We start from the raw sequence: 25,029 nt of genomic DNA on the forward strand, positions 1-25,029 counted from the left end.
TGTCTGTCAGCCCCGGGGGCTTGCGGGGCGTCTTGGTGGGTGGGGGCGTCCTGCTCCCCCCCGACCGGGTCACAGACCGAGCTGCTCGGCCGTGTAGAAGCCCGAGTCGACGAGCTTCTGCTGGACCGTGTCGGCCGTGACGACCTCCGGCGGGAGCAGGTACGAGGGGACGACCTTGACCCCGTTGTCGTAGGTCTCGGTGTCGTTGACCTCGACCTCGGCCCCGTCGACGATCTGCTCGACCATGGTCGCGACCTGGTCGCCGAGCGTGCGGGTGTCCTTCCAGACGGTCATCGACTGCGTGCCCGCGAGCATGTTCTTCACGTTGGCCTCGTCCGCGTCCTGGCCGGTGACGATCGGCCAGTCGGCCGACGTGTACGCCGCGCCCTCGAGCGCCTGCTCGATGCCGAGCGCGAGCGAGTCGTTCGGCGACAGGACCACGTCGACCTTCTTGTCCGTGTAGAACGAGTTGAGCCGGTTCTCCATCTCCGACTGCGCCTTCGCGGACTCCCAGCCCTGGATGCCGATCGACGCCCAGTCGTCGACCGTGGCGGGCGCCTTGCCGGAGGGGACGACGAGCTGGCCGGACTCGACGTACGGGCTCAGCACGTCCCACGCGCCCTTGAAGAAGAACTTCGCGTTGTTATCGTCGGGCGAGCCCGCGAACGGCTCGAGGTTGAACGGGCCCGCGCCGTCGGCGAGCCCGAGCTGCTCCACGATGAACTCGCCCTGGAGCGTTCCGACGAGCTCGTTGTCGAACGTCGCGTAGTAGTCGACGTGCTCGGAGCCGTTGATCAGGCGGTCGTAGGCGATGACGGGGACGTCGTTCTCCGCCGCCTGGTCGAGGACCGGGCCCAGCGCGGTCCCGTCGATGGAGGCGATGACGAGGACGTCAGCGCCCTGGTTGATCATGTTCTGGAGCTGCGTGATCTGCTGGTCGACCTTGTTGTCCGCGTACTGCAGGGTCGTCTCGAAGCCGGCCTCCTGGAGCAGCTCCTCCAGGTGTGCGCCGTCGTTGTTCCAGCGCTCGAGGCTGCGCGTCGGCATCGCGATGCCGACGAGCGTGTCGCCCGAGTCCGCGGCCTCCGAGGCGCCGTCACCCGAGTCGCTCGCCCGCTCCGCGCTGCACGCGGCGAGCGAACCGACCAGGAGTGCGGTCCCCGCGAAGGCGGTGACCTTGCTGCGCCATGACGTCATCGTCGTCTCCCTCTCGTCGTCGAAAGGCCGCACCCCCGAGGTCGGGTGGCACGGCGCTCCGCCGGGCGGTCGTCCGTCGTCGGACGGGAACGCTCCCACGGGCTGGGAGGGACCGTAGCCGCGCTTGAGTTCGCCGGTCAAGCGCACGAGAGACCCCGTAATCATTTTGTGTTCGAGCATCGAAGCCATGAGGATCCGCGCTGCGGCCGACCTCCGCGGCGCCGCACCGTGTAGCCTGCGCGTGTGAACAGCGACCGGTCCACCCCCGGGTCGCAGGCGTCCCTCCGAGAGGCGAACCGACTTCGCATCGTCGACGCGGTGAGGCGCTTCGGGGGTCTCACCCAGGTCGAGCTCGCCGAGGCGACGGGGCTGTCGACAGCGACCGTCTCGACGATCGTCAAGGAGCTCACCGGCGCGGGCGTCGTCGACACCCGCCCGGCGTCCCGGTCCGGGCGGCGTGCGCAGATGGTGACGCTCGCGCGCCGGCTCGGCGTCGTCGCGGCGATCCAGTTCGGGCGCCGCCGCCTCACGGTGGCGATCGCCGACCCGACGCGCGAGATCCTCGCCGAGCAGCACATGCCCCTGCCCGTCGACCACCGCCTCGACACCGGGCTGGACCGGGCCGCCCTGCTCGTCGTCGAGATGCTGGACCGCGTCGGTGCGGCGCCGGACGAGCTGCTGACCGTCGGCGTCGCCCTGCCGGCGCCGGTCGACGAGGACACCGGCATGATCTCCGTGCGCGGGGTGATGCGCGGGTGGGACGACGTCCACGTCGGGCAGGTGCTCGCCAAGCGGCTCGCACGGCCCGTCAAGGTCGACAACGACGCGAACCTCGCGGCGCTCGCCGAGCACGAGCTCGGCGCGACGCGCGGGTACCGGGACTCGATCTTCGTGCGCGCCTCCTACGGCACCGGCGCCGGCATCGTGCTCGGGGGCCGAGTCCATCGGGGCTACGCCGGGACGGCGGGCGAGATCGGTCACATGCAGGTCGACCCGGCCGGCCCGATCTGCCGCTGCGGGAACCGCGGGTGCCTCGAGACCGTCGTGGGGTCCGACGCGCTGCTCGCCCTCGTCCGGACGAGCCACGGGGACCTCACCCTGCACGACCTCGTCCAGGGCGCGCTCGACGGCGATCCGGGGTGCCGCCGCGTCGTCGCCGACGCGGGGGACCGGATCGGGTCCGTGGTGGCCGGTCTGGCGACGGCGCTGAACCCGCAGGCGGTCGTCGTCGGGGGCGAGCTCGCCGAGACCGGCGAGGTCCTGCTGGCCCCGTTCCGCGAGTCGATGCGCCGCCACCTCGTCCCGAACACCATCGCCCCCGTCGAGGTCCTCGCGTCGGACCTCGGCTCTCGCGCCGAGGTCCTCGGCGCGCTCTCCCTCGCGCTCGCCGCGACCGACCTGGCCACCGACGGCCCGGTGGTCGCCCCCTCCCCCACCGAAGGTGACCCGACGTGACCACCCGCCCTGCTGTCCCGGCGCTCGCCCTGCACGGGATCGACAAGTCGTTCGGCGCCGTCCAGGCCCTCACCGGCGTCGAGCTCGAGGTCCACCGGCACGAGGTCGTCGCTCTGGTCGGCGACAACGGTGCCGGCAAGTCCACGCTCGCCAAGATCGTCGCGGGCGTGCTGACGCCCGACGCCGGCTTCATCGAGTCCGACGGCGTCCCGGTCGTCATCCCGACCCCGGCCGCCGCCCACGCGCTCGGGATCGCGACCGTCTTCCAGGACCTGGCCCTGTGCGACAACCTCGACGTCGTGTCGAACCTCTACCTCGGCCGCGAGCTGCGTCGGGGGCGGGGCCTCGACGAGGCGACCATGGAGGGGACCGCGCGGCGCGTGCTGGCCGACCTCAACGCGCGCGTGCCGTCGGTACGGGTGCCGGTCTCGTCGCTCTCGGGCGGCCAGCGCCAGAGCGTCGCGATCGCCCGCACCCTCCTGGGCTCCCCCCGCATCGTCGTGCTCGACGAACCGACCGCGGCGCTGTCCGTCGCGCAGTCCGCCGAGGTGCTCACGCACATCCTGCGGCTGCGGGACATGGGCCATGCCGTCATCCTCATCAGCCACAACATGACCGACGTCCGCGCGGTGGCGGACCGGGTCGAGGTGCTGCGGCACGGCCGGAACAACGGGAGCTTCTCCGGCCCCGACGCCAGCTACGAGGAGATCATCGCGGCGATCACCGGCGCCTCGACCCTCACGTCCCCGCGCCACGACTCGTCGGTCTCGGCCACCCAGGACCCACGGCGCGGCTGAGGCCTCCCGGGACTACTCGTGCCCGACGGCGTCCGACTCGTTGCGCGCCTCGGCCTCGCCCAGGATGCGGCGCAGGTAGGTGTAGGTGAGGTCGCCGGCCGCCTTGTCGTACTGCTCCTCGTACCCGTGCTTGGTGTACATCGCGAGGTTCTGCTTGGAGTCCTTGCCCGTGAAGACCCAGATCTCCGAGGTCTGCTCCGGGAGATAGGGCAGCACCTCGAAGAGCATCTGCGTCCCGATGCCCCGGCCCTGCATGTCCGGCGCGACCGCGAGCCGCCCGAGCGTCGCCTTGCTGTCCTCGATCTCGACCCGGACCGAGCCGACCAGGCGCGGGCCGAGCCACGCGCCGATCGTCACGACGTCCTCGCGCGCGAGGTCCTCGCGCAGCTCGTGGAGGGTCTGGGTCAGCGGGGGGATGTTGGGGTCCTGGTAGAGCTGCGCCTCGGTGACGAACGCCGCCCGCCGCAGGGTCAGGAGCTCACCGGCCTCGGCGTCGTCGACGAGGCGGGTCGTGATCTGCGCGTCGTTCATGAAGACATCGTGTCAGACATCGCGCGGCGCGACCGCGCGTGTCCGGGTGATGTCGGGCTGCCGGACGGCGGTCCCGGCACCGCCGGGACGCGGCTACCCTCTGAGGGGTGTCCACGACAGATCCCCGTGGCGCCGACGTCCCCGACACCTCGGCGCTCCGCACCGCGCAGACCCCGATCGGCGACCCCACGCACTGGGTCCTCACGCTCTCGTGCCCGGACGGGCCGGGGATCGTGCACGCCGTCGCCGGTGCCCTCGCGCGGCTCGGCGGCAACATCACGGAGTCGCAGCAGTTCGGCGACCCGCTCTCGGGGCTGTTCTTCATGCGCGTGCAGGTCACCGCGGCCGCGGAGCGCGCCGAGCTGGAGCGGGCGGTCGAGGAGGTCGCGGCCCGGTTCGCCATGACGTGGCAGCTCGACGTCGTCGGGCGACGGGTCCGCACGCTGCTCATGGTCTCCAAGGCCCCGCACTGCCTCGTCGACCTGCTGTACCGCGAGCGCTCCCAGGGCATGCCGATCGAGGTCGTGGGCGTCGTCGGCAACCACCGCGACCTCGAGGACATCGCGACGTTCTACGGCAAGCCGTTCCACCACGTCCCCGTGACGAGGGACACCAAGGCCGACGCCGAGGCGCGCCTGCGCGAGCTCGTGCGCGACCTCGACGTCGAGCTCGTCGTCCTCGCGCGCTACATGCAGATCCTCTCCGACGACCTGTGCCGCGAGATGCCCGGGCGCATCATCAACATCCACCACTCGTTCCTGCCGAGCTTCAAGGGCGCGCGGCCCTACGCCCAGGCGCACGACCGCGGCGTCAAGCTCATCGGCGCGACGTCGCACTACGTGACCGGCGACCTCGACGAGGGCCCGATCATCGAGCAGGACGTGGAGCGCGTGGACCACTCGCGCCGCGTCGAGGACCTGGTCGCGATCGGCGAGGACGTCGAGCGCCAGACGCTCGCGCGCGCCGTGCGGTGGCACGCCGAGCACCGGGTGCTCCTCGACGGGCACCGCACGGTCGTCTTCCGCTGATGCCCTGACGGCGGCCGCACGCGGCCGCCGTCAGAGCGGCAGCTTGAACCCCTCGTGGGACTGCTCGTAGCCGAGCGACCGGTAGAAGCGGTGGGCGTCGTCGCGCTGCTTGTCGGACGTGAGCTGCGCGAGGGCGCAGCCGCGCTCCCGCCCCCACGCGTGTGCCCACGCCATCATGGCCCGGCCGACGCCCTGGCCCTGCAGCCGGCGGTCGACGCGCACCGCCTCGACCAGCAGCCGGGAGGCTCCGCGCCGGGAGATGCCCGGGACCACGGTGAGCTGCATGGTGCCCACGACCTCGCCGTCGCGCTCCACGACGACCAGGGCGTTGTTCGGGTCCGCGTCGATCGCGGCGAACGCCGCCTCGTGCTCCGGGCCGACGTCGCCCGTGCGGGCGCGCGCAATCTCGTCGTCGGCGATGAGCTCGACCACGCGGGGCAGGTCGGCGGCGACGGCCGTGCGGAACACGAGCCCCGCCGTCGGGCGGACGGCGGGCCGGGGCGAGGTGGTCACGGCTCGCGACCGTAGCACCCGCCCCGCCGGGAGAGCACGGGGACGTCCCGAGGAAGGCCGCGGCCGACCGAGGGAGACCCGAGGCCCCGCCGAGGTAGAGCCGAGGTGCGCCGAGGTAGAGCCCTGGTGATGACCAGGGCTCTACCTCGGCGTTCGACTCAGGAGCAGGTGACCGCCTCGTGCTCGACGGTGAAGGTCGAGGTGACCTCCTCGCCGTCGACCACCGCGGTGGCGGTCACCGTGGCCTCGCCGGCCGCGACCGCCTTCTGGCGCGTCGCGAACGACTGGTAGGCGTTCCTGCCGGGCGCGACGTCCGCGACGGCCTTCTCGCCGAACGGCGTGGCGAGCCGGACGTCCACCGGCACGGCGCCGTCGTTCGTCGCGCGGACGGCGACGTACGCCTTGCCCGCGAGGCAGCGGGGCTGCACCTCGACGGAGACGGGCAGGTCGCCGCCCGCCTGCGGCTCGACGAGCACCGCGACGGTGCGCGCCGGGACCGTGACGGTCCCAGACGCCGCGTCCCACGTGGTGCCGCGCACGGCGTCGTCGCTCCCCTCGGCCTGGACCGGCGAGAGCACGTACTCGCGGCCCGCGAGCGCGGACAGCGGGACGGTGACCTCGTCCGGCGAGGCGTTGAAGACGGCGAGGAGCCCGTCGAGCGCGGGGTCGACGTCGGTGCCGACGGTGTCGTCCACCGCCATCGCCACGACCCCCGGGACCTGGTCCGTCCCGGCGTCCGGGAAGGTGACCTTCTCCCGGATGAGGTCCGCGTCGCCGAGCCGGAACAGCTCGGTCGAGTGCCGCAGCCGCAGGAGGTCCTGCGCCTGCGCCGACGCGGTGGCGATGTCGTCGGGCGACGGCTTGAGCGCCGGGTCCGCGAGGAGCGGCGCCATGAGCGGCCACTTGTCCTCGTTGTCGGCCGCCATCGGCAGGCCCTTGCCGAAGCCGTTGTCCTGACCGGTCCAGTCGATCGCGTTGAACCAGTCGCCCGAGTCGTAGCTGTTGCGGTCGAGCGACTTGGACCGCAGCAGGTCCGTGCCCGCGTGCCAGAACGACGGCGTCTGGGAGAGCGCCGCGGTCGCGAGCGAGACCGTGTTCATGCGCACGCGCTCGTCCATCGGCGTGTCGGCCGGGAGCTTGAGCGTCAGCAAATCGAACAGCGTCTCGTTGTCGTGCGCGTCGACGTAGGTCACGACCTCCTCGGGCGAGTCGGCGTAGCCGGCCGGCGCCCCGCGGTAGTCGATCTCGTCGCCGCGCTTCTCCTCGCCCGTCGACGTGACGAGCGTGTAGTCGCGCAGGTTGCCCGCGAGGCCGAGACGCACGAGGTCGGTCTGGTGACCGAGGTCGGCGAGCTCGTCCGCGGACCCGTCGTTCACGGTCCCCGGCTCCCCCGCCCGGGCGGGCTGCCCGTTCGGGTCGGTGCCGAGGCCCGTGCCGAAGCCCTGCGTGAACGTCGTGGCGCCGTCCACGGGCGAGCCGCCGTGCACGGCGTCGCGCAGCCGGTCGGAGAAGGTCCCGATGCCCGTGCCGCCGAGCTGGCCCTGCGTGGCCTGCTCGAACAGCGCGTTGCCCGCGACCTCGCCGAAGTCCCAGCCCTCGCCGTACAGGTAGACGGACTTCCCGTCGACGCCGTCCTCGGCGAGCGTGAGCTCGTCGAGCGCGGCCCGGACGTCGAGCATGTTCTGCTTCGAGTGGTGGCCCATGAGGTCGAAGCGGAACCCGTCGACGCGGTAGTCCTTCGCCCACGTGACGACCGAGTCGACCATGAGCTTGCCCGCCATCGCGTGCTCGGTCGCGACGTTCTGGCAGCACGTGCTCGTCTCGACGGAGCCGGTGGTCGGGTTCTGCCGGTGGTAGTAGCCCGGCACGACCTTGTCGAGGACGGACTTCGCGTCCTGTCCGCTCGCGGCGGTGTGGTTGAACACCTGGTCGAGCACGACCTGCAGCCCGGCACCGTGGAGCGAACCGACCATGGTGCGGAACTCGGCCACGCGCGCGCCGCCGTCCGCGTCGACCGCGTACGACCCCTCCGGCGTGCTGAAGTGCCACGGGTCGTAGCCCCAGTTGAAGCCGTCCTGCGCCTGCACCGCCGCGACCGCGGCCTGCTGCTCGGTCGAGTCCGGGGCGAACCCGGAGAGGTCGCCCGTGGTCGCCTGGGCAGCACGGTCCTCGGGGATCGACGCGATGTCGAACGTCGGGAGCAGGTGCACCGTGGTGACGCCCGCGTCCGCGAGCTCGCGCAGGTGCGTCATGCCGGCCGAGTCCGTCTCCGCGAACGCGAGGTACGTGCCGCGCCGCTCCGCCGGGACCGTCTCGTCGGAGATCGAGAAGTCCCGGACGTGGAGCTCGTAGATCGTCTGGTCCACCGCCCGCTCGACGACCGGGGCGGGCGTGCCCTCCCAGGCGCTCGGACGGAACGCAGGGTCGTCGAGGTCGACGGCCACCGAGTGCGTGGAGTCGAGCGTCAGGCCCACCGAGTACGGGTCGGTGACGACGTTCGTCTCGACCTTCCCCGTGCTCGGGACGTAGACGCGCACCTCGTAGAGGTAGCGCGCGCCCTTCCAGCCGACGGCCGCGCCGCCGAGCTTCTTGTCGGCCGCCTTGCCGTCGAGGGTCCACGTGCCGTCGGCCTGGCGGGCGGCCTCGAACCGGCGCGGGTCGTCGTCGAGCGACGCCCCCGCGGGCCACGCGAGCACCGAGACGGCCTTCGCCGTCGGCGCCCACAGCGCGAACGACGCCCACTTGCCGTTGGCGTGCCACGAGACGCCGAGCTCGCGCTCGGCCGCGTCCTGCGCGAACAGGTCGTCGACGACGCCCGGCACCTGGACCCCGGTCGCGGCCGTGAGCGCGCCGCCGTCGGCCCGGGTGACGAGGAGCTGGCCGGTGAGCGCCGCCTCGACCTCCGCGCGGTCGAGCGGCTCGCCGTCGTCGAGCACGCGCAGCGCGGTGTGCCCGGCGAGCGCCGGGAACTCGGCGGCGACGTCGTCGGGCAGGCCCGACGGGTCGACCTCGAGCGTGTACGACGCCGTGCCCTCCGGCGCCTGCACCTCGCCGTCGGCGCCGCCCGGGGTGACCGAGAGCCCGCCCTCCGGGGCGGACCACAGGGTCCACTCGTCGCCCGTGCCGAGGTCGCCCGGCCACGCGACGACGCCCTCGCGCACCCAGTGCGCGGCCTGCTGGCCGGTGCCGGGGAGCGGCGGGTTCGCGACGTCGATCGTCAGGACGTGGGACGCGAGGTCGTAGGAGAACGTGACCTGCTCTCCATCGCCGACGGAGAACTGGTAGTTCGCCCCGTCGCGCGCGCCGCCGACGCCGTAGTTCTCGGCCCAGCTCAGGCCGTGCGCGACCTTGGCCTCGTACGCGCCGGCCGCGAGGCGGTCGGTCGACCAGGTGTAGACGCCGTCGCCGTCCGGGTCCTTGAGCCAGGAGGCGAGGCAGTCGGGCGCCCACGAGCCGGGGCAGCCGACCTGGTCCTGGAACGAGCCCGCGAGCGTGACGATCGGCCCCTGCGCGGTGCTCGAGAAGTCCTTGCTCACCGGGTCCCAGTAGAACGTCACCGGGCCGCCGGTCGTCGTGTACGTCGCGTTGCCACCGTCCTGTACACCGCCGACGCCGTAGTTCACGGTCCACGACCCGTTGAGCGCGACCTTGTACTCGTACGTCCCGGCCGGGATGTCGAACGTGCCCGCGTAGACGCCGTCGGCGCGCTTCGTGAGCTGCGCGGCCTCGCACGCCGGGGCCCAGTCGCCCGCGCAGCCCATGGCCGCGTTGTGGCTGCCGGGCACGGTCACGAGGTCGATCTCGGGCTCGGGCTCCTCGCCCACGACCCCGCTCACGTCGACCCCGACGCTCGCGAACGTGGACGCGGCGGCGCGGTCGCCGTCGGCGTCGGTCGTCACGGCGCGGTACTCGACGAGCGTGCCGTCGGCGAGACCCGCGACGTCGTGGAAGACGCGCGGCGCCGTGTCCTCGGCGGTGCCGAGCGGGTGCCACTCGGCGCTCCCGACCTCGCGCCACGCGAACGACGTCTCGGCCCACGCGTCCGGGTCGACCGTGGCCGTCACGGGGGCGACGCCCGTGACCGCTCCCCCGGCCCGCGGCACGGTGACGGCGATCTCGCCCGACGAGTCCGCGCCGACCTCGCGGTCGGCCCGCAGCACGACGGTCCCCGTCGCCGGGACGGTCAGCGCGACCACGCCGTCGGCGTCGGCGGTGACGGGGGCGGCCTGCTCGCCGTAGAGCACCTCGTACGAGGCGCCGGGCGTGAGGGTCGTGAACGTCGCCGTCCGCTCCTGCGCCGCGTTGTTCAGTGCGACCAGGTGCTCGATCTTCTCCTCGCGATCGACGCGGCTGAACGCGTACACGCCCGCGCCGTTCTCGACGTAGCGCTCCACCTGGGCGCCGTCGGCCAGCGCCGGGTGCGCCTCGCGCAGCGCGGCGAGCCCGGCGATGTGCGCGTACAGCGGCGCGTCCGTGCCGAAGCGGTCGACGCTGCCCGCCTGCTCGCCGGTGACGAGCGGCTGGTCGGCGTACTCGTCGACCTGGGTCGCGAACAGGGTCTGGCGCGCGTCCTTGTCGCCGCCCGTCCCCGCGAAGCCCTGCTCGTCGCCGTAGTACACGACCGGCTGCCCGCGGGTCAGGTACATGAGGTCGTGCGCGAGCTCGTCGCGCGCGAGCGGGTCGTCCGTGCTCGCGAGCATGTACCCGACGCGGCCCATGTCGTGGTTGCCGAGGAACGTCGGCAACGCCTGTGCGTTCGTCGTGGGCGTCGTGTACATGTCGTCGCTCGCGAAGAGCGACGCGAGGCCCTTGGCGCTGTTCCCGCTCGCGAAGCTCGTCGCGGCGGACTGGAACGTGAAGTCGAGCGTCGAGCTCATGTCCGTCTTGCGCACGTAGGGCGAGAGCTTCGCCGCGTCGGCGTCGTACACCTCGCCGAACATGAAGAAGTCGTCCTTGCCCTGCGCGTGCGCGTAGTCGAGGACCTCGGTGGTCCACGTCTCCCAGAACTCGAAGTTCACGTGCTTGACGGTGTCGATGCGGAAGCCGTCGATGCCGAGGTCGATCCAGTCCTGGTAGACGTCGACGAACCCGTCGACGACCGTCGGGTGCTCGGTCATGAGGTCGTCGAGGCCGTCGAAGTCCCCGTACGTCACGGACTCCCCGGTCCACGTCGAGTTGCCGCGGTTGTGGTAGAGCGTCGGGTCGTTGAGCCAGGCCGGGACCTTGAGGTCCTCCTTGCCCGCGGGGACGACCGGCGTGTACGGGAACGACGTCGCGGCGTCCAGCGCCGGGAAGTCGCCGGTGCCCGCGTGGTCCGCCGGGTCGAACACGGTGCCGTCGGCGTCGCGGTACGGCGACGTGGCCTGGTCGACGTACGCGTACTGCTTCTCCTCGTAGTCGATCACGTCGGCCGTGTGGTTCGTGATGATGTCGAAGTAGACCTTGATCCCGCGGTCGTGCGCCTCGTCGATGAGCGCCTCGAGCTCGGCGTTGGTGCCGAGGTGCGGGTCGATCTGCGTGAAGTCGGTGATCCAGTAGCCGTGGTAGCCCGCCGACGCGTCGGCGCCCGTGCCCTGGACCGGCTGGTTCTTGAACGACGGCGTGAGCCAGATCGCCGTCGTGCCGAGGCCCTCGACGTAGTCGAGGTTCTGCCGCAGGCCCGCGATGTCGCCGCCCTGGTAGAAGCCCTTGTTCGTCGGGTCGAACCCGGAGACGAGCGGGTCGTCGCCGAGCCCCGCCGTGTCGTTCGACGGGTCGCCGTTCGCGAACCGGTCGGTCATGACGAAGTAGAAGCGCTCGTCCGACCCGGGCTGGCGCACTGGGGGCACCACGAGGTCGGCGTCCTGCGCCTCGTCGTAGCCGCCCGCGAGCCCGAGCGGCGTGAGCGCGATGCGGTGGGTCGACTCGTCGAAGGTGACGCGCACGGTCGCGTCGCCGCCGAGCACGAGGGGCGCGTTGTCCTGGCCGCCGTCGCGCCCGTACGCCTCGTCCCAGGCATCGTCGTAGGCGACCTTGTACTGGTAGGTGCCCGCGGGCACCTCGAAGTCGGCGGACCAGACGCCGGCGGCGTCGGTGGGCGCGAGCTCGGTCGCCGCGCACGCGGGGTCCCAGTCGGCGGCGCAGCCGAGCTCGGACTGGAGGTCGCCCACGAGGGCGAGCGTGCGCTCGTCGGCCCCCGCGGCGGGGGCGGCGAACGCGGCGAGCGTGACGCCCGCCAGGCCCGAGGTGGCGAGCGCGACGGCGGTGACCGACGCCGTCGTCCTGGCCCCGCGCGGACGGCGGGGCGACGGGTCGGATGGGTGGGGCGACGGGATGCGCGGAACGCGGCGACGTCGCGGCGTGGAGGTCATGAGGACTCCCTCGTCCGGTGGCTGGTGCGGGACCGCACGCGTGAGCGGGCAGGGCCGGCAAGACCACGGACGACGAGACCGGCAGCGGGCGACGTCGACCGCGGCTTCCTCAGCGTACGGCTGAGCCGAACTGTACTGGTTGCAGAAACTTGCAGCAAGACTCAGAAACCCCGGAGACGCCGAACCCGGGGTCGCTCCCCACCGGAACACGTCCGGTGAGGAGCGACCCCGGGTTCGGCGGGGAGCGGGAGGGGAGGTCAGCCCGCCAGATGACCCCAGCGCGGTGCCAGGTCGCGCCACGGCCCGACCTCCGCGACGCGGCCCTCGTCGAGCACGACGACGCGGTCCGCGCGCGCGAGCGCCGCACGCTTCGACGTCGCGCCGATCACCGTGGTCCCGCGCTCCCGGAGCGAGGTCCACAGCTCGATCTCGGTCGCCGCGTCGAGCGCGCTCGAGACGTCGTCCGCGAGCAGGAGCTCGGCGTCGGTCGCGAGCGCCCGTGCGAGGGCGAGCCGCTGCACCTGGCCGCCCGAGAGCCGGACGCCGCGGTGGCCCACCAGCGCCTCGTGGCCCCCGGCCTCGACGACGTCGCGCTCCAGGCGCGCGGCCGCGACCGGGCCGTGCACGTCGCGCTCGTGCCCGAGGCGCACGTTGTCGGCGAACGTCCCCGAGAGCACACGCGGGACCTGCGCCACGTGGGCGACCTGTCCCGGCCGCAGGAACGTCTGGGCGTCGACGACGTCGGTCCCGTTCCACCGGATGTGCCCCGTGTGCTCCATGAGGCCCGACAACGCCGAGAGCAGGCTCGACTTGCCCGCCCCGACCTGCCCGAGCAGGAGGACGAGCTCGCCGCGACGCACCGCGAGGTCGACGCCCTGGACGCCGATCGTGCCGTCGTCGTGCAGCGCGGTGACGTCGGACAGCTCGAGCCGCTCGAGCGGCTGGCGCGGCCCCGGGTCAGGCACGGGGGCCTCGCCCGTGAGGAGGTCGACGCCGGGCGGCAGGTCCATGAGATCCGTGCCCCCGGCGAACCGGCTCGTGGCGCGCTGCCACGAGCGCGTGCCCGGCGCCTCCGTCACGACTGCCCCCGCGACCACGCCGAACCAGCCGAAGCCGGTCACCGCGTTGGCGACCAGGAGCGCGGTCGCGAGGTCCCACGTGCCCGCGAGCAGCCCGGCCCACGCCGCCACGACGCCGAGCTGGATCATCACGAGCGGGACGCCGTCGAGCGCGGCCTGCACCCGGTGCTCGAAGATCGCGGCCCGCACGCGCCCCCCGTCGACCTCGCGCAGGTGCGCGTGCACCTGCGGCGTCCGGGCGGCGAGCTTGACCGTGCGCGCCGAGTCGAGCGCCGAGACCAGCGCCCGCCCGAACCGGGCGCGCGCCGCCGACGACCGCGTGGCCGACCGGCCCGCGATCGGGCGCCCGAGCGCGGACGCCGCCGCGGACACGACCATCACGGCGAGCAGCACCGCGCCCGCGAGCCACGACCCGCTGAGCAGCGCCGTGACCCCCGCGACGACGAGGCCGTTGACGAAGTCGACCCACCGGTCCGCGTACCGGACGAAGCGGTCGGCGTCCATGGCACGCGCGACCACCTCGCCCGGGGGCGTCGCGGTGAGCCGGTGCTGGCGCGTCTGGCCGGCCATGACGGCCATGCGCACGCGCAGCAGCACCTCGATCCACCAGCGCGGGTAGACGTACAGCGCCCACGCGAGGCAGAGGGGCGCGAGGACGAGGAGCACGGCGAGCGGCACGAGCAGCTGCGCCGGGAACCCCTCGTCCAGGTCCTGCACGGCGCGGCCCCAGAGGAAGCCCGTGACGGCGCCCTGCGCCGAGACGAGGCTCGTCACGAGGAACAGCAGGGCGCCGACGACGCCCCACGCGGGGCGCACGAACAGCGCGTGCAGCACCCCGCGAGCGAGGCTGGGCCCGTCGCCGGGGTCCGCGAGGACCGGCGGCGTGCCACGCCGTCGGCGGCCTCCGACCGACTCCGCCGCCCGGTCCGCAGCCGCGCCGTCGGCGTCGCCGGGACGGCCCGACGCGCCCGGGACGGGCGACACGTCGCGCGCGCCGTCGTCGTCGAGCAGGGCCTCGCCCGCACCGGGGTGCGCGCCGACGACGCCCGTCCCGGTCTCCTCGGCGACGCTCGCGGCGAGCAGGTCGCGGTACGGGCCCGCGACGCGGGCGAGCGCCGCCCGCTCGCCCTGCTGCACGACCCGCCCGTGGTCGAGGACCGCGAGCAGCCCGGCCCGCTCGATCGTCGTCAGGCGGTGCGCGACGAGCACGCCCGTCCGCCCGGCGAGCAGCCGCTCCGAGGCCGCGACGACGCGCGCCTCGGTCAGCGGGTCCATGCGCGCGGTCGCCTCGTCGAGCACGACGACCTGCACGTCGCGGACGAGCAGCCGCGCGAACGCGACGAGCTGCTCCTCCCCCGCCGACAGCGACGTGCCACCGGGTCCGAGCAGCGTGTCGAGGCCGTCGGGGAGGCCCGCGACCCAGTCGTCGAGGCGCAGCTCGTGCACCGCGGCCTCGACGTCGGCGCGCGGCACGTCGGCGAAGAGCGCGACGTTCTCCGCGAGCGTGCCCGCGAGGATCTCGGTGCGCTGCGTCACGACCCCCACCGCGGCGCGCAGCGCCTGCAGGTCGAGGTCGCGCACGTCCACGCCGCCCACGAGCACCGCGCCCCGCGGCGGCTCGACCGCGCGCGAGAGGAGGGACGCCAGGGTCGACTTGCCCGACCCCGTCCGCCCCACGAGCGCGACCGTCTCGCCTGCGGGCACCCGCAGGCTCACGCCGTCGAGCGCGAACGTGCCCTCGGCGTAGGAGAAGTGGAGGTCGCGCAGCTCGATCCCCACCGGTCCGGCGGGCAGCGTGCGCCCACCCGTCGGCTCGGGCTCGACCGCGAGCATCTGCCGGATGCGCGTGAGCGCCCCGATGCCCTCCTGGATGTCCGGCAGGTGGTGGACCAGGTTGTCCACCTGGCCCACGAACATCGCGGTCACGAGGAACAGGGTGACGAGGCGGTCGACGCCCAGGTCGCCGTCGGCGGCGAGCGCGGCGCCCGCGACGGCCACGCCCGCAAGCAGCGACGCGAGGACGAGCCCGGCACGCCGCAGCATGCGCGACTCGATCACGAGCACGGCCTGGAACTTCCGGTGCACCTGGGCCGAGCGCTCGGCGAGGCGCCGGACCGCGAACGACTGGCCGAGGCTCGTGCGCAGGTCGTCGCGCGCCGCGACGGACTCCTCGAACGCCGCGGCGTGGTCCGTCCACGCGGCCTCCTCGATCACCTTGCGGCGCGCGATCTCGCCCAGCATGGGGCGCACGATCACCGCGGCGACCGCGCCGAGCACCGGGAAGAGGATCCACGCCGGCCACCAGGTCAGGCCCGCGACGACCCACATCGGCAGGACGCCGACGACCGTGCGGCCCGCGCCCCAGAGCTGGCGGCGCACTAGCGTGCCGACCGCGTGCGTGTCGTCGTCGACGCGGTCGAGCACCTCGCCCACCGCCTGCTCCGTGAGCGTGGCGAGCGGCTGGTGGAGGGCGGCCGTGAGCAGGTCGCCGCGCAGGCGCCCCTCGGCGCGGTCGACGACGCCGGCCCACACGACCTGGCCGACGGTGTCGAGCAGCGCGGCACCGACGACGCACAGCGCGAGGAGCTGGAGGGTCGCCGTCGTCGGGTCGTCGGCGAGCCAGCCCGCGATGACGGTCCCGAGCGCGGCACCGACCGCTCCGAGCGTGAGCGCGACGAGGGCGACGACGGCCAGCGGCCCGCGCAGGCGCCGCCAGTCCAGGCGGCGGGCGGGGTCGACGGGTGCGCGCGACGCACCCGCCGCCGGGGTGGGGTCCGGGGTGGTCGGGGGGTTCGGGGGCTGCTCGGTCGGCAGGGTGGCGTCGATCATGGCCCGTCGACCCTACGGCGCGGCACCCCCGCCGGCGCAGCGATTTTCCGCTCGGTCACCCATCCCCGGACGCCCCGCACCGCCGCTCCCGTCCGGGCCCCCGGAGCGTCCCCGGTCCCGCGGTCCGGACCGTGCCTCGGACCACGGGACCGGAGCCCGGCTCAGACGAGCCCGAGCTGCTCCACGGCCTGCCGCTCCTCCTGGAGCTCCGCGACCGACGCGTCGACGCGCCCGCGCGAGAACTCCGACAGCTCGACGCCCTGGACGATCTCCCACGACCCGCCGCGAGACACCACCGGGAACGACGAGATGAGACCCGTCGGGACGCCGTACGACCCGTCGGACACGACGCCCGCGCTCGTCCAGTCGCCGTCCGGCGTCCCGAGCACCCAGTCGCGCACGTGGTCGATCGCCGCGTTCGCGGCCGACGCCGCGGACGACGCGCCGCGCGCGTCGATGATCGCCGCGCCGCGCTTCGCGACCGTCGGGATGAACGTCCCCTCGAGCCACTCGCGGTCCTCCGCGAGCCGCGCGCCCGGGGTCCCCGCGACGTCCGCCTGGAAGATGTCCGGGTACTGCGTCGCCGAGTGGTTGCCCCAGATCGTCACCTTGCGCACCTCCGACACCGGCACGCCCGCCTTCTTGGCCACCTGCGTCAGCGCGCGGTTGTGGTCCAGGCGCGTCATCGCGGTGAACCGGTCCTTCGGCACGTCCGGCGCGTTCGACGCCGCGATGAGCGCGTTCGTGTTCGCCGGGTTGCCGACGACCAGGACGCGCACGTCGTCCGCCGCGCCCGCGTTGATCGCCTGGCCCTGCGGCTTGAAGATGCCGCCGTTGGCCTCCAGCAGGTCGCCGCGCTCCATGCCCGGACCGCGCGGGCGCGCGCCCACGAGCAGCGCGACGTTCGTCCCCTCGAACGCGGCGGTCGGGTCGTCGAAGATGTCGATGCCGGCGAGCAGCGGGAAGGCGCAGTCGTCGAGCTCCATCGCGGTGCCCTCGGCGGCCTTGACGCCCTGCGGGATCTCCAGGAGGCGCAGGCGCACGGGGGTGTCGGGGCCGAGCATCTGGCCCGACGCGATACGGAAGAGCAGGGCGTAACCGATCTGACCGGCCGCGCCGGTCACCGTCACGTTCACGGGGGAAGTCATGCGCTCACTCTCCCACAACGCGACCCGCCCGGACGCGCGGAGCGGCGCGCCCGCGGGGCGCACCCCGCCGCCAGGGTCCGGGGACGACGACGGCGGCACCCCCTGCACGAGGGGGCGCCGCCGTCGGGCGTGCGGAGGGCGATCAGCCCAGGCGCGCCTTGAGGTTCTCGTCGAGCGCGGCGAGGAAGTCCTCGGTCGTCAGCCACTCCTGGTCCGGGCCGACGAGGAGCGCGAGGTCCTTGGTCATCTGGCCGGCCTCGACGGTCTTGACGACGACGTCCTCGAGCGTCTGCGCGAACTCGGTGACCTCGGGCGTGCCGTCCAGCTTGCCGCGGTGCATGAGGCCACGCGTCCAGGCGAAGATCGACGCGATCGGGTTCGTCGACGTCGGCTTGCCCTGCTGGTGCTGGCGGTAGTGGCGCGTCACGGTGCCGTGCGCGGCCTCGGCCTCGACGGTCTGGCCGTCCGGGGTCATGAGGACCGACGTCATGAGGCCGAGCGAGCCGAAGCCCTGCGCGACGGTGTCGGACTGGACGTCGCCGTCGTAGTTCTTGCAGGCCCAGACGTAGCCGCCCTCCCACTTCATGGCCGAGGCGACCATGTCGTCGATGAGGCGGTGCTCGTACGTGAGGCCCTTCGCGGCGAACGCCTCGGCGAACTCGGCGTCGAACACCTCCTGGAAGATGTCCTTGAAGGCGCCGTCGTAGGCCTTGAGGATCGTGTTCTTCGTCGAGAGGTACACGGGGTACTCGCGCTGGAGGCCGTACGCGAACGAGGCGCGCGCGAAGTCGCGGATCGACTCGTTGAAGTTGTACATGCCCATCGCGACGCCGCCCTCCTCGGGCATGGTCACGACCTCGAACCTCTGCGGCTCGGAGCCGTCGGCCGGCTCGAACGTCATCGTGATCTTGCCGGGGCCGGGGACCTTGAAGTTCGTCGACTTGTACTGGTCGCCGTGGGCGTGACGGCCGATGATGATCGGCTTGTTCCAGCCCGGCACGAGGCGCGGGATGTTGGAGATGATGATCGGCTCGCGGAAGACGACGCCGCCGAGGATGTTGCGGATCGTGCCGTTCGGCGAGACCCACATCTTCTTGAGGCCGAACTCCTCGACGCGCGCCTCGTCGGGCGTGATCGTCGCGCACTTGACGCCCACGTTGTACTGCTTGATCGCGTGCGCGGCGTCGATGGTGACCTGGTCGTCCGTCGCGTCGCGGTTCTGGATCGACAGGTCGTAGTACTTGAGGTCCACGTCGAGGTACGGGTGGATGAGGCGGTCCTTGATGAACTGCCAGATGATGCGCGTCATCTCGTCGCCGTCGAGCTCGACGACCGGGTTGACGACCTTGATCTTGCCCATGCGCAGATCGCTCCAACTGTCGGGGACTGGTGCCCCCGGGAGCCGGACGGCGACCGTCGGCCCGTCGGGCCCGGTCCGTCGCACACAGGGGCGTTGCTGACCGCGGTCCAGGGTACTCGACTTCTCGACGTCAAGATACTTTCGGGGCTCCCGTCACCCGACCGCATCGTGAGACGGACCGTCCGTTCTCAGGTGGGGCACCGCCGATTTCCACACTTCTCCCGGGTGGTGGTGGCAAGATGCCCCCAGATGCCGGAATGGCCGGGCGCTCGGTCAGGCATCGTGCCGTCGTCCCGACCGCCTCCCGGTGCCGCACCGTGGCGGCCGGGCCCGGGACTGCCCGAAGTACCCACCGAACCAGACAGGATCATCATGTCCCAGGACACCACCGCTCCCGGCGCGCCGGAGGGCTTCGTCGAGGACCCGAGTCCCGCGCCCACCGAGGCCGTCGCCGTCGTCCAGCCGAGCCTCCTCGCGCGTCTCGGCGCCGAGGTCTTCGGCACGTTCTTCCTCGTCCTCGCGATCGTGGGTGTGGCGCTGTACACCTTCGTCAGCCAGCAGAACGCCCTGGCCGTCGGCCTGGCCGGTGGTATCGCGGTGGTCGCGGGCGCCGCCGCCGTGGGCAACGTGTCCGGTGGCCACTTCAACCCGGCCGTCACGCTCGGTGCCGCGATCGGCGGCCGCACCGCGTGGCGCGACGTCCTGCCGTACTGGGTCGCGCAGCTCGTCGGCGCGCTCCTCGCCGGCCTCGTCCTGCTCGCGACCGTGCCCTCCACGCTCCCGCAGCTCCTCGGCCAGGACGGCCGGGGCGGGGTGTTCGTCGCGACCGCCAACGGCTACGGCAGCTTCTCCTCGCTCTCGACGGCGTCGCAGGGCGGCACGGAGTTCGGCCTCGTGCAGGCGCTGCTCATCGAGACCATCGTCACCGCCGTGTTCGTGGGCGTGATCCTCGGCGTCACCGACAAGCGCGCGAGCGTCCAGTACGCGCCCGTCGTGATCGGCTTCACGCTGACCGCCCTCATCCTGGTCGCCGCGCCGATCACCAACGCGTCGATCAACCCGGCACGCTCGATGGCCTCGGCGGTCTTCGCCGGCGACGGGGACCTGTGGAAGCAGCAGTGGGTGTTCTGGGTCGCCCCGCTCCTCGGCGCCGCGATCGCGGGCCTGTTCTACCGTGCCTTCGCCTTCGCCCCCAAGCAGGACGACCTCCTCGGCGAGGACCAGGTCGTCACGCTGGCCGAGACCGGGGCCCCGGCGTACTCCGCGGCGGCCGGCGCGGCCGGTGCGGGCGCGGCCGCCGCCGTGGTCGAGGAGGAGGTCGTCGTCACGGACGAGAACGGCGACGTCGTCGCGGTCGAGGAGGTCGTCGAGGTCGTCGAGGCGGACGAGCCCGAGGCCCCGGCGACGAACGACGCCCCCGGCACGGACGAGGCCCCCAAGGCCTGACGTCCCGCACGCCCCGACGGGCCCGGACCGCGACCGCGGTCCGGGCCCGTCGTCGTCCGCGGCACCGCGTCCGGAGGGTCGCCCCCCCGGCCCCTCCCGGGGGGCGTGGGCAGGCGCCCGCGACGGGTCAGATCTCGCCCTGGTCGAGGGTCAGCGCGAGGAACGCCATGACGACCGCGGGCGCGAGGAAGAAGAAGACGTCCAGCCCGCGGGAGCGCACGGTGATCCCCACGGGACCCGGGCCCGGGACGGCCGCGCGGCACACGCCGGCCACCGCGAGCAGCCCGGCGAGCGTGAAGCAGCCGGCGCGCGCACCGACGAGCACCGCGACGAGCGTCGACACCGCGACGCCCGCGAGCACGAGCCACATCGCCGGCTGACGCGACGGGGCGAGGCTCGCAGGGGGTTCCGGGACCGGGGGCCGGGCCTCGTCGTCGGGACGCGCCCCCGCGGGGCGCCCGTCGTCTCCCGGCTCGTCGTCGACGTGGTGCCACGCCGGCACGAGCGTCGCCGGCGGCCGGTGCCGCGTCCCCCCGTCCGCGGTGACGTCGGTCACGCTGCTGCACCTTCCACGTCCGGAAGCCTACCGTCGTGGCCTAGCGTGACGTGCATGTCGTCCGCCGAGCCGCCGGTCCTCCCGCCACCTACCACGCACCGCGCGTCCCCTCCCGCGGCAGACCCGGGACCGCCCGCGTCGGTCGTGGTCGTGGGCGCGGGGCTCGCCGGCGCCCAGACCGTCGGCGCGCTCCGGCGTCGGGGGTACGCCGGGCGGGTGACGCTGCTCGGCGCGGAGGGCGTGCCTCCCTACGACCGGCCACCGCTCTCGAAGGAGCTCCTGAGCCGCCCGGGCCCGGCGTGGCTCGCCGAGGACCTCGGCATCGACGTCGAGGCGCTCGCCGACGAGGTGCGCCTGGCCGACCCGGCAGTGCGGCTGGAGCGCCGGGCGACGCCCGACGGCGCCGTCTGGGAGATCACGACGCGGTCGGGCGAGCGCCGGGCCGCGGCGGCCGTGGTGCTCGCGGTCGGCTCCACGCCCGTGCGGCCCGACGGCTGGGAGCACGCCCGCCTCCTGCACACGGTCCGGGACGCCGAGGCCCTCCGCGGCGCGCTGCGACCGGGGCTCCGCCTCGTGATCGTGGGCGCGGGCTGGATCGGCGCCGAGCTGGCAGGGGTCGCCGCCGGCGCGGGGGCGCACGTCACGGTCCTCGAGGCCGCTCCCGCCCCGCTCCGGCGCCAGCTCGGTCCGGCCGTCGGCGCGCACCTCGCGCCCTGGTACGCGGCCGTCGGCGCCGAGCTCGTGACCGGTGCCGCGGTGGCGGAGGTCCGGCCCGACGGCGTCCGGCTCGCCGACGGGCGCGAGCTGACGGCCGACCTCGTGCTGGCCGCCGTGGGCGCCCGCCCCGCGACGGACTGGCTCGACGGCACGGTCCCGCGCGACGTGCGCGGCAGCGTGCCCGTGGACGCCACCGGCGCCGTGCCGGGGCTGGCCGGGCTCTGGGCCGTCGGCGACTGCGCGACGCGCGAGCACCCGCTGCTCGGCGCGGTGCCCGGTGGCCACTGGTCCGCCGCCCTCCACGACCCGGACGCGACCGTCGCCGCGCTGCTCGGCGACGAGCCCGACGCTCCCGGGCACGCCCCGTACGTGTTCTCCCAGCAGCTCGGGCACGACCTCGCCCTGTTCGGCGTGCCCGACGAGGCCGACGACGTGCTCTTCCGCGGCGACCCGTCCGGCGGCCCGACCGGCCACGAGGGCTGGGCCGCGTTCTACCTCGCCCCGGGGACGACCTCCGGCTCCACCTCGGACGGCGGCACGACGGCGGACGGCGGCCCGGAGCGTCGGGTCACCGAGGTCCGGGCGGTCCTCCTGGTCGACTCGCCGCGCGACGTCGGCCCGGTCCGCAAGGCGATGAACCGCGCCGGCCGCCTCGGCGTCGACCTCGACGTCGCGCTCGACCCGACCCGGCGCCTCCGCGACGCCCTGGTCTGACGCCCGGCGCGCGGCGGCCCCGCCGGTCCGGAGACCGGCGGGGCCGTCGAGCAGGGCCGTGTCAGTGCGCGAAGTGGCGCGTGCCCGTGAAGTACATCGTCACGCCCGCGGCGCGCGCCGCCTCGATCACCTCGGCGTCGCGGATCGACCCGCCCGGGGCGACGACCGCGCGGACGCCCGCGTCGAGCAGGATCTGGAGGCCGTCGGCGAAGGGGAAGAACGCGTCGGACGCCGCGACGGCGCCACGCGCACGCTCCTCGCCGTCGGCGAGGGTGTTGGCGCGCTCGACCGCGAGACGGCACGAGTCGACGCGGTTGACCTGCCCCATCCCGACCCCGACGGCGGCCCCGTCGCGCGCGAGGAGGATCGCGTTGGACTTGGCGGCGCGGATCGCGCGCCACGCGAACGCGAGGTCCGCGAGGGTCGCGTCGTCGGCGGCCTCGCCCGTCACGAGGGTCCAGTGCTGCGGGTCGTCGCCGCCGGTGACGGTGCCGTCCTCCGCGGTCACGACGCCGTCGATGTGGTCGACCGTCTGGACGAGCAGACCGCCCGAGATCGGACGGAACTCGACGGGGTCGCTCTGCGCGCCCTCCGGGAGCACGAGGACGCGCAGGTTCTTCTTCGCCGCGAGGATCTCGAGCGCGCCGTCCTCGTAGCCCGGTGCCACGACGACCTCCGTGAACACGGGCTTGAGCGCCTCCGCGAGCTCGGTCGTCACCACCCGGTTCGCCGCCACCACGCCGCCGTACGCGGAGACCGGGTCGGTGGCGTGCGCCTTGCGGTAGGCGGCCGCGATGTCGTCGTCGGTCGCGACGCCGCACGGGTTGTTGTGCTTGACGACGGCGACGGCCGGGCCGGAGTGGTCGTACGCGGCCCGGCGCGCGGCGTCGGCGTCCACGTAGTTGTTGTAGCTCATCGCCTTGCCCTGCAGCTGGGTCGCCGTGGCGAGCCCGCCGCGCCAGTGCGTGTACAGCGCGGCCTGCTGGTGCGGGTTCTCGCCGTAGCGCAGGACGTCGGCCCGCTCCCAGGTGGCGCCCGTGAACGCGGGGAAGGCCACGTCGTCGGGCGCGTACGACGACGCGAACCACGACGCGACGGCGACGTCGTACTGCGCGGTGTGCGCGAACGCCTGCGCCGCGAGGCGCTTGCGCTGGGCGAACGTGAAGCCGCCCTCCTGCACGGCGGCGACGACGTCGTCGTACCGGGCCGGGTCCACGACGACGGCGACGCTCGGGTGGTTCTTCGCGGCCGCGCGGACCATCGAGGGACCGCCGATGTCGATCTGCTCGACGACCTCGTCGGGGCCGGCGCCGGACGCGACGGTCGCGGCGAACGGGTAGAGGTTGACGACGACGAGCTCGAACGGCGCGATGCCGAGCTCGTCGAGCTGCGCGAGGTGGTCGGCCTTGCGCGAGTCCGCGAGGATGCCGGCGTGCACGCGCGGGTGGAGCGTCTTGACCCGGCCCTCGAGGCACTCGGGGAACCCGGTGAGGTCCTCGACCTTCGTCACGGGCACGCCCGCGGCGGCGATCGTCGACGCGGTGGAGCCGGTGGAGACCAGCTCGACGCCCGCCGCGTGGAGCGCGGTCGCGAGCTCGACGAGGCCCGTCTTGTCGTAGACGCTCAGGAGCGCGCGCCGCACGGGGCGCTGCGCGTCGTCGGCGAGCTGGACGTCGGGGGCGGAGGGCACGTGCGGGGCCGGGTGGGACATGACGAGGGGCTCCTCTGGGTCGCGGTCGCCGCGTCGACGGACGCCGACGCGAGGCAGAACCCAGGCGCCCAGGCGGTCGACGCTCCAGCAGGTAGATCCGGCCGCTCCCCGGTGGTCGTTCCCACCCTCGCCAGTCGCGTCCGGGACGAGTCTACCGGGTGCCGCGCGGGCGGCTCAGGCGCCCGCCGACCGCCCGACGACGGCCCGGCGGCCCTCGACGCGCAGGCCCTCGCGCGCGGCGCGGCCGACCGTCTCGACGAGGAGCGCGCGCTCCGCGACCTTGATGCGCTCGTGGAGCGACGACTCGTCGTCGCCGTCCTCGACCGGGACGGCGACCTGGGCGATGATCGGGCCGGTGTCCACGCCGTCGTCGACCACGTGGACGGTGCACCCGGTGACGCGGACGCCGTACGCGAGCGCGTCCCGCACGCCGTGCGCGCCCGGGAACGACGGCAGGAGCGCCGGGTGCGTGTTGATCGTGCGGCCGGCGAAGCGCCCGACGAATGCCGGACCGAGGATGCGCATGAACCCGGCGAGCACCACGAGGTCCGGCCGGAAGACGTCGACGGCCTGCGCGACCGCCTCGTTCCACGCGGCCCGGTCGTCGAAGTCGCCCGGGGCCACGACGACGGCGGCGATCCCGGCCTCGCGGGCCAGGTCGAGGCCGCCCGCGTCGGCCTTGTCCGACACGACGCCCACGACGCGCGCCCCGTAGGCGGCGTCGTCGTGCGCGGCGAGGATCGCGGCGAGGTTGGAGCCTGCGCCCGAGACGAGGACGACGACGCGGGCGGCGGAGGTGGACTCGACGGGGTGGCCGGACGGCGTCTGCACGGTGCTCCTGCGGGTTCGGGGTGGCTCGGGGCGGCTCAGGTGGCTCGAGCGTCGGGCTCGGCGGAACAGGGAGGGCGCCCTCCCGGGCACCCGGTCTCCGATGGGAGAATGTACCGCGAGCCGCCCGACCGACCGAGGAGCTGCCCGTGGGCAACCCGTACGCACCGCCCCGTCCCGACGCGCCGCAGCACCCTCGTCCGGAGTCGCCGCAGCCGCCGGAGGAGGGCACGCGTCCGGGCGCTCCGGTCCCACCGGGCTCCGGCCCGGGCACGCCCCTCCCACCGCCCCCGCCCGGCCGGCCGGACCCGCTGACGCCCGGGGGCGGCCGTCCTCCGGCACCGCCCGAGCCCGCGGAGCCGGACCCCGAGCTCGCGCGGCAGGCGACGCGGCGCGTGCTCCACTTCGGCCTGCTCCTGCTCGCGGTGATCGTCGTGAGCACCATGCCGTTCCCGTGGCAGGCCGTGAGCCTCGCGCTCGCGCTCGGGGCGATCGTCGTGGGCGTCCGCGCGCTCGTGGCGGTGTGGCGGGCACGGGTGCGTGGTGCGCTCGTCCCGGCGCTGGGCATCGGCGTCGGGCTCTCCGCGATGCTCGCGCTGCAGATGGTCTCGACGCTCGTCACGTGGGACGTCGCGCTGGCGCACCAGCAGTGCCTGGACGGCGCGATCACGGTCTCGGCCGAGAAGCGCTGCGACGTCGAGCGGACCCAGGCTCTCGAGGAGAAGTTCGCCCGCTGGTTCCCCACGCCGGCCCCCGCGTCGTCGTGACGA

At 74.0% G+C, this 25,029-nt stretch carries 16 protein-coding genes and 1 riboswitch; of the genes, 6 read left to right on the forward strand and 10 right to left on the reverse strand.

What is annotated here, in order from left to right; all coding sequences use genetic code 11:
* Nucleotides 1-69: 69 nt before the first annotated feature.
* Nucleotides 70-1,197, reverse strand: a complete 1,128-nt coding sequence (chvE, locus tag ABWU78_RS18835; protein WP_353707873.1) for a multiple monosaccharide ABC transporter substrate-binding protein — start codon at nucleotides 1,195-1,197, stop codon at nucleotides 70-72.
* A 243-nt stretch (nucleotides 1,198-1,440) separates the two neighbouring features.
* Between chvE and ABWU78_RS18840 the strand changes: the two genes are divergently transcribed.
* A complete protein-coding gene (locus tag ABWU78_RS18840) occupies nucleotides 1,441-2,652 on the forward strand; it encodes an ROK family transcriptional regulator (RefSeq protein ID WP_308202269.1) in 1,212 nt (403 codons plus the stop codon).
* Nucleotides 2,649-3,449: an ATP-binding cassette domain-containing protein gene (locus tag ABWU78_RS18845; protein ID WP_439159184.1), complete on the forward strand. Its 801-nt coding sequence runs from the start codon at nucleotides 2,649-2,651 to the stop codon at nucleotides 3,447-3,449. Before ABWU78_RS18840 ends, ABWU78_RS18845 begins: the two co-directional genes overlap by 4 nt.
* Nucleotides 3,450-3,461: 12 nt before the next feature.
* On the opposite strand, the gene ABWU78_RS18850 is transcribed toward ABWU78_RS18845, so the two are convergent.
* On the reverse strand, nucleotides 3,462-3,980 hold the full coding sequence (locus ABWU78_RS18850; RefSeq protein WP_253050905.1) for a GNAT family N-acetyltransferase: 519 nt from the start codon (nucleotides 3,978-3,980) through the stop codon (nucleotides 3,462-3,464).
* Nucleotides 3,981-4,156: 176 nt separating this feature from the next.
* Here ABWU78_RS18850 and purU point away from each other — a divergent pair, with 176 nt between their 5' ends.
* The gene (gene purU / locus ABWU78_RS18855; protein ID WP_253051428.1) at nucleotides 4,157-5,008 is read left to right on the forward strand and encodes a formyltetrahydrofolate deformylase; all 852 of its coding nucleotides are present in this window, start codon (nucleotides 4,157-4,159) and stop codon (nucleotides 5,006-5,008) included.
* Between the two features lie 30 nt (nucleotides 5,009-5,038).
* Here purU and ABWU78_RS18860 read toward each other — a convergent pair whose 3' ends face one another.
* The 5 genes from ABWU78_RS18860 to ABWU78_RS18880 form a co-directional block, all read right to left on the reverse strand.
* A complete protein-coding gene (locus ABWU78_RS18860) occupies nucleotides 5,039-5,521 on the reverse strand; it encodes a GNAT family N-acetyltransferase (protein WP_439159185.1) in 483 nt (160 codons plus the stop codon).
* A 158-nt stretch (nucleotides 5,522-5,679) separates the two neighbouring features.
* Nucleotides 5,680-11,871, reverse strand: coding sequence for a pullulanase-type alpha-1,6-glucosidase (pulA, locus tag ABWU78_RS18865; protein WP_439159186.1), 6,192 nt, complete (start codon nucleotides 11,869-11,871; stop codon nucleotides 5,680-5,682).
* 257 nt (nucleotides 11,872-12,128) lie between these two features.
* Nucleotides 12,129-15,779 carry an ATP-binding cassette domain-containing protein gene (locus tag ABWU78_RS18870; protein WP_439159187.1) on the reverse strand — a complete coding sequence of 1,217 codons (3,651 nt, stop codon included), beginning with the start codon at nucleotides 15,777-15,779 and terminating at the stop codon, nucleotides 12,129-12,131.
* Between the two features lie 161 nt (nucleotides 15,780-15,940).
* Nucleotides 15,941-16,927 carry a malate dehydrogenase gene (locus tag ABWU78_RS18875; RefSeq protein WP_439159188.1) on the reverse strand — a complete coding sequence of 329 codons (987 nt, stop codon included), beginning with the start codon at nucleotides 16,925-16,927 and terminating at the stop codon, nucleotides 15,941-15,943.
* Nucleotides 16,928-17,069: 142 nt separating this feature from the next.
* Entirely contained in the window at nucleotides 17,070-18,287 is a 1,218-nt protein-coding gene (locus ABWU78_RS18880; protein ID WP_439159189.1) for an NADP-dependent isocitrate dehydrogenase, read from the reverse strand.
* A gap of 372 nt (nucleotides 18,288-18,659) precedes the next feature.
* Here ABWU78_RS18880 and ABWU78_RS18885 point away from each other — a divergent pair, with 372 nt between their 5' ends.
* The gene (locus ABWU78_RS18885; RefSeq protein ID WP_439159190.1) at nucleotides 18,660-19,733 is read left to right on the forward strand and encodes an MIP/aquaporin family protein; all 1,074 of its coding nucleotides are present in this window, start codon (nucleotides 18,660-18,662) and stop codon (nucleotides 19,731-19,733) included.
* A 127-nt stretch (nucleotides 19,734-19,860) separates the two neighbouring features.
* Here the strand turns inward: ABWU78_RS18885 and ABWU78_RS18890 are convergent, their stop codons facing one another.
* Nucleotides 19,861-20,289 carry a DUF3017 domain-containing protein gene (locus ABWU78_RS18890; protein ID WP_439159191.1) on the reverse strand — a complete coding sequence of 143 codons (429 nt, stop codon included), beginning with the start codon at nucleotides 20,287-20,289 and terminating at the stop codon, nucleotides 19,861-19,863.
* A gap of 54 nt (nucleotides 20,290-20,343) precedes the next feature.
* On the opposite strand from ABWU78_RS18890, the gene ABWU78_RS18895 reads away from it, so the two are divergent.
* A complete protein-coding gene (locus tag ABWU78_RS18895; protein WP_439159192.1) occupies nucleotides 20,344-21,720 on the forward strand; it encodes an NAD(P)/FAD-dependent oxidoreductase in 1,377 nt (458 codons plus the stop codon).
* 61 nt (nucleotides 21,721-21,781) lie between these two features.
* On the opposite strand, the gene purH is transcribed toward ABWU78_RS18895, so the two are convergent.
* Both purH and purN read right to left on the reverse strand, forming a co-directional pair.
* Entirely contained in the window at nucleotides 21,782-23,431 is a 1,650-nt protein-coding gene (gene purH, locus ABWU78_RS18900) for a bifunctional phosphoribosylaminoimidazolecarboxamide formyltransferase/IMP cyclohydrolase (protein WP_353707864.1), read from the reverse strand.
* 59 nt (nucleotides 23,432-23,490) lie between these two features.
* Nucleotides 23,491-23,579, reverse strand: a riboswitch (ZMP/ZTP riboswitch).
* Between the two features lie 26 nt (nucleotides 23,580-23,605).
* Entirely contained in the window at nucleotides 23,606-24,262 is a 657-nt protein-coding gene (purN, locus tag ABWU78_RS18905; protein ID WP_439159193.1) for a phosphoribosylglycinamide formyltransferase, read from the reverse strand.
* Between the two features lie 146 nt (nucleotides 24,263-24,408).
* Here purN and ABWU78_RS18910 point away from each other — a divergent pair, with 146 nt between their 5' ends.
* Nucleotides 24,409-25,026 (forward strand): hypothetical protein, encoded by a 618-nt coding sequence (locus tag ABWU78_RS18910; RefSeq protein ID WP_353707862.1) that lies wholly within the window; start codon nucleotides 24,409-24,411, stop codon nucleotides 25,024-25,026.
* Nucleotides 25,027-25,029 lie beyond the last annotated feature (3 nt).

Origin of the sequence: Cellulosimicrobium sp. CpK407 (assembly GCF_051844275.1) — a bacterium.
Taxonomy (GTDB): Bacteria; Actinomycetota; Actinomycetes; order Actinomycetales; family Cellulomonadaceae; genus Cellulosimicrobium; species Cellulosimicrobium cellulans_G.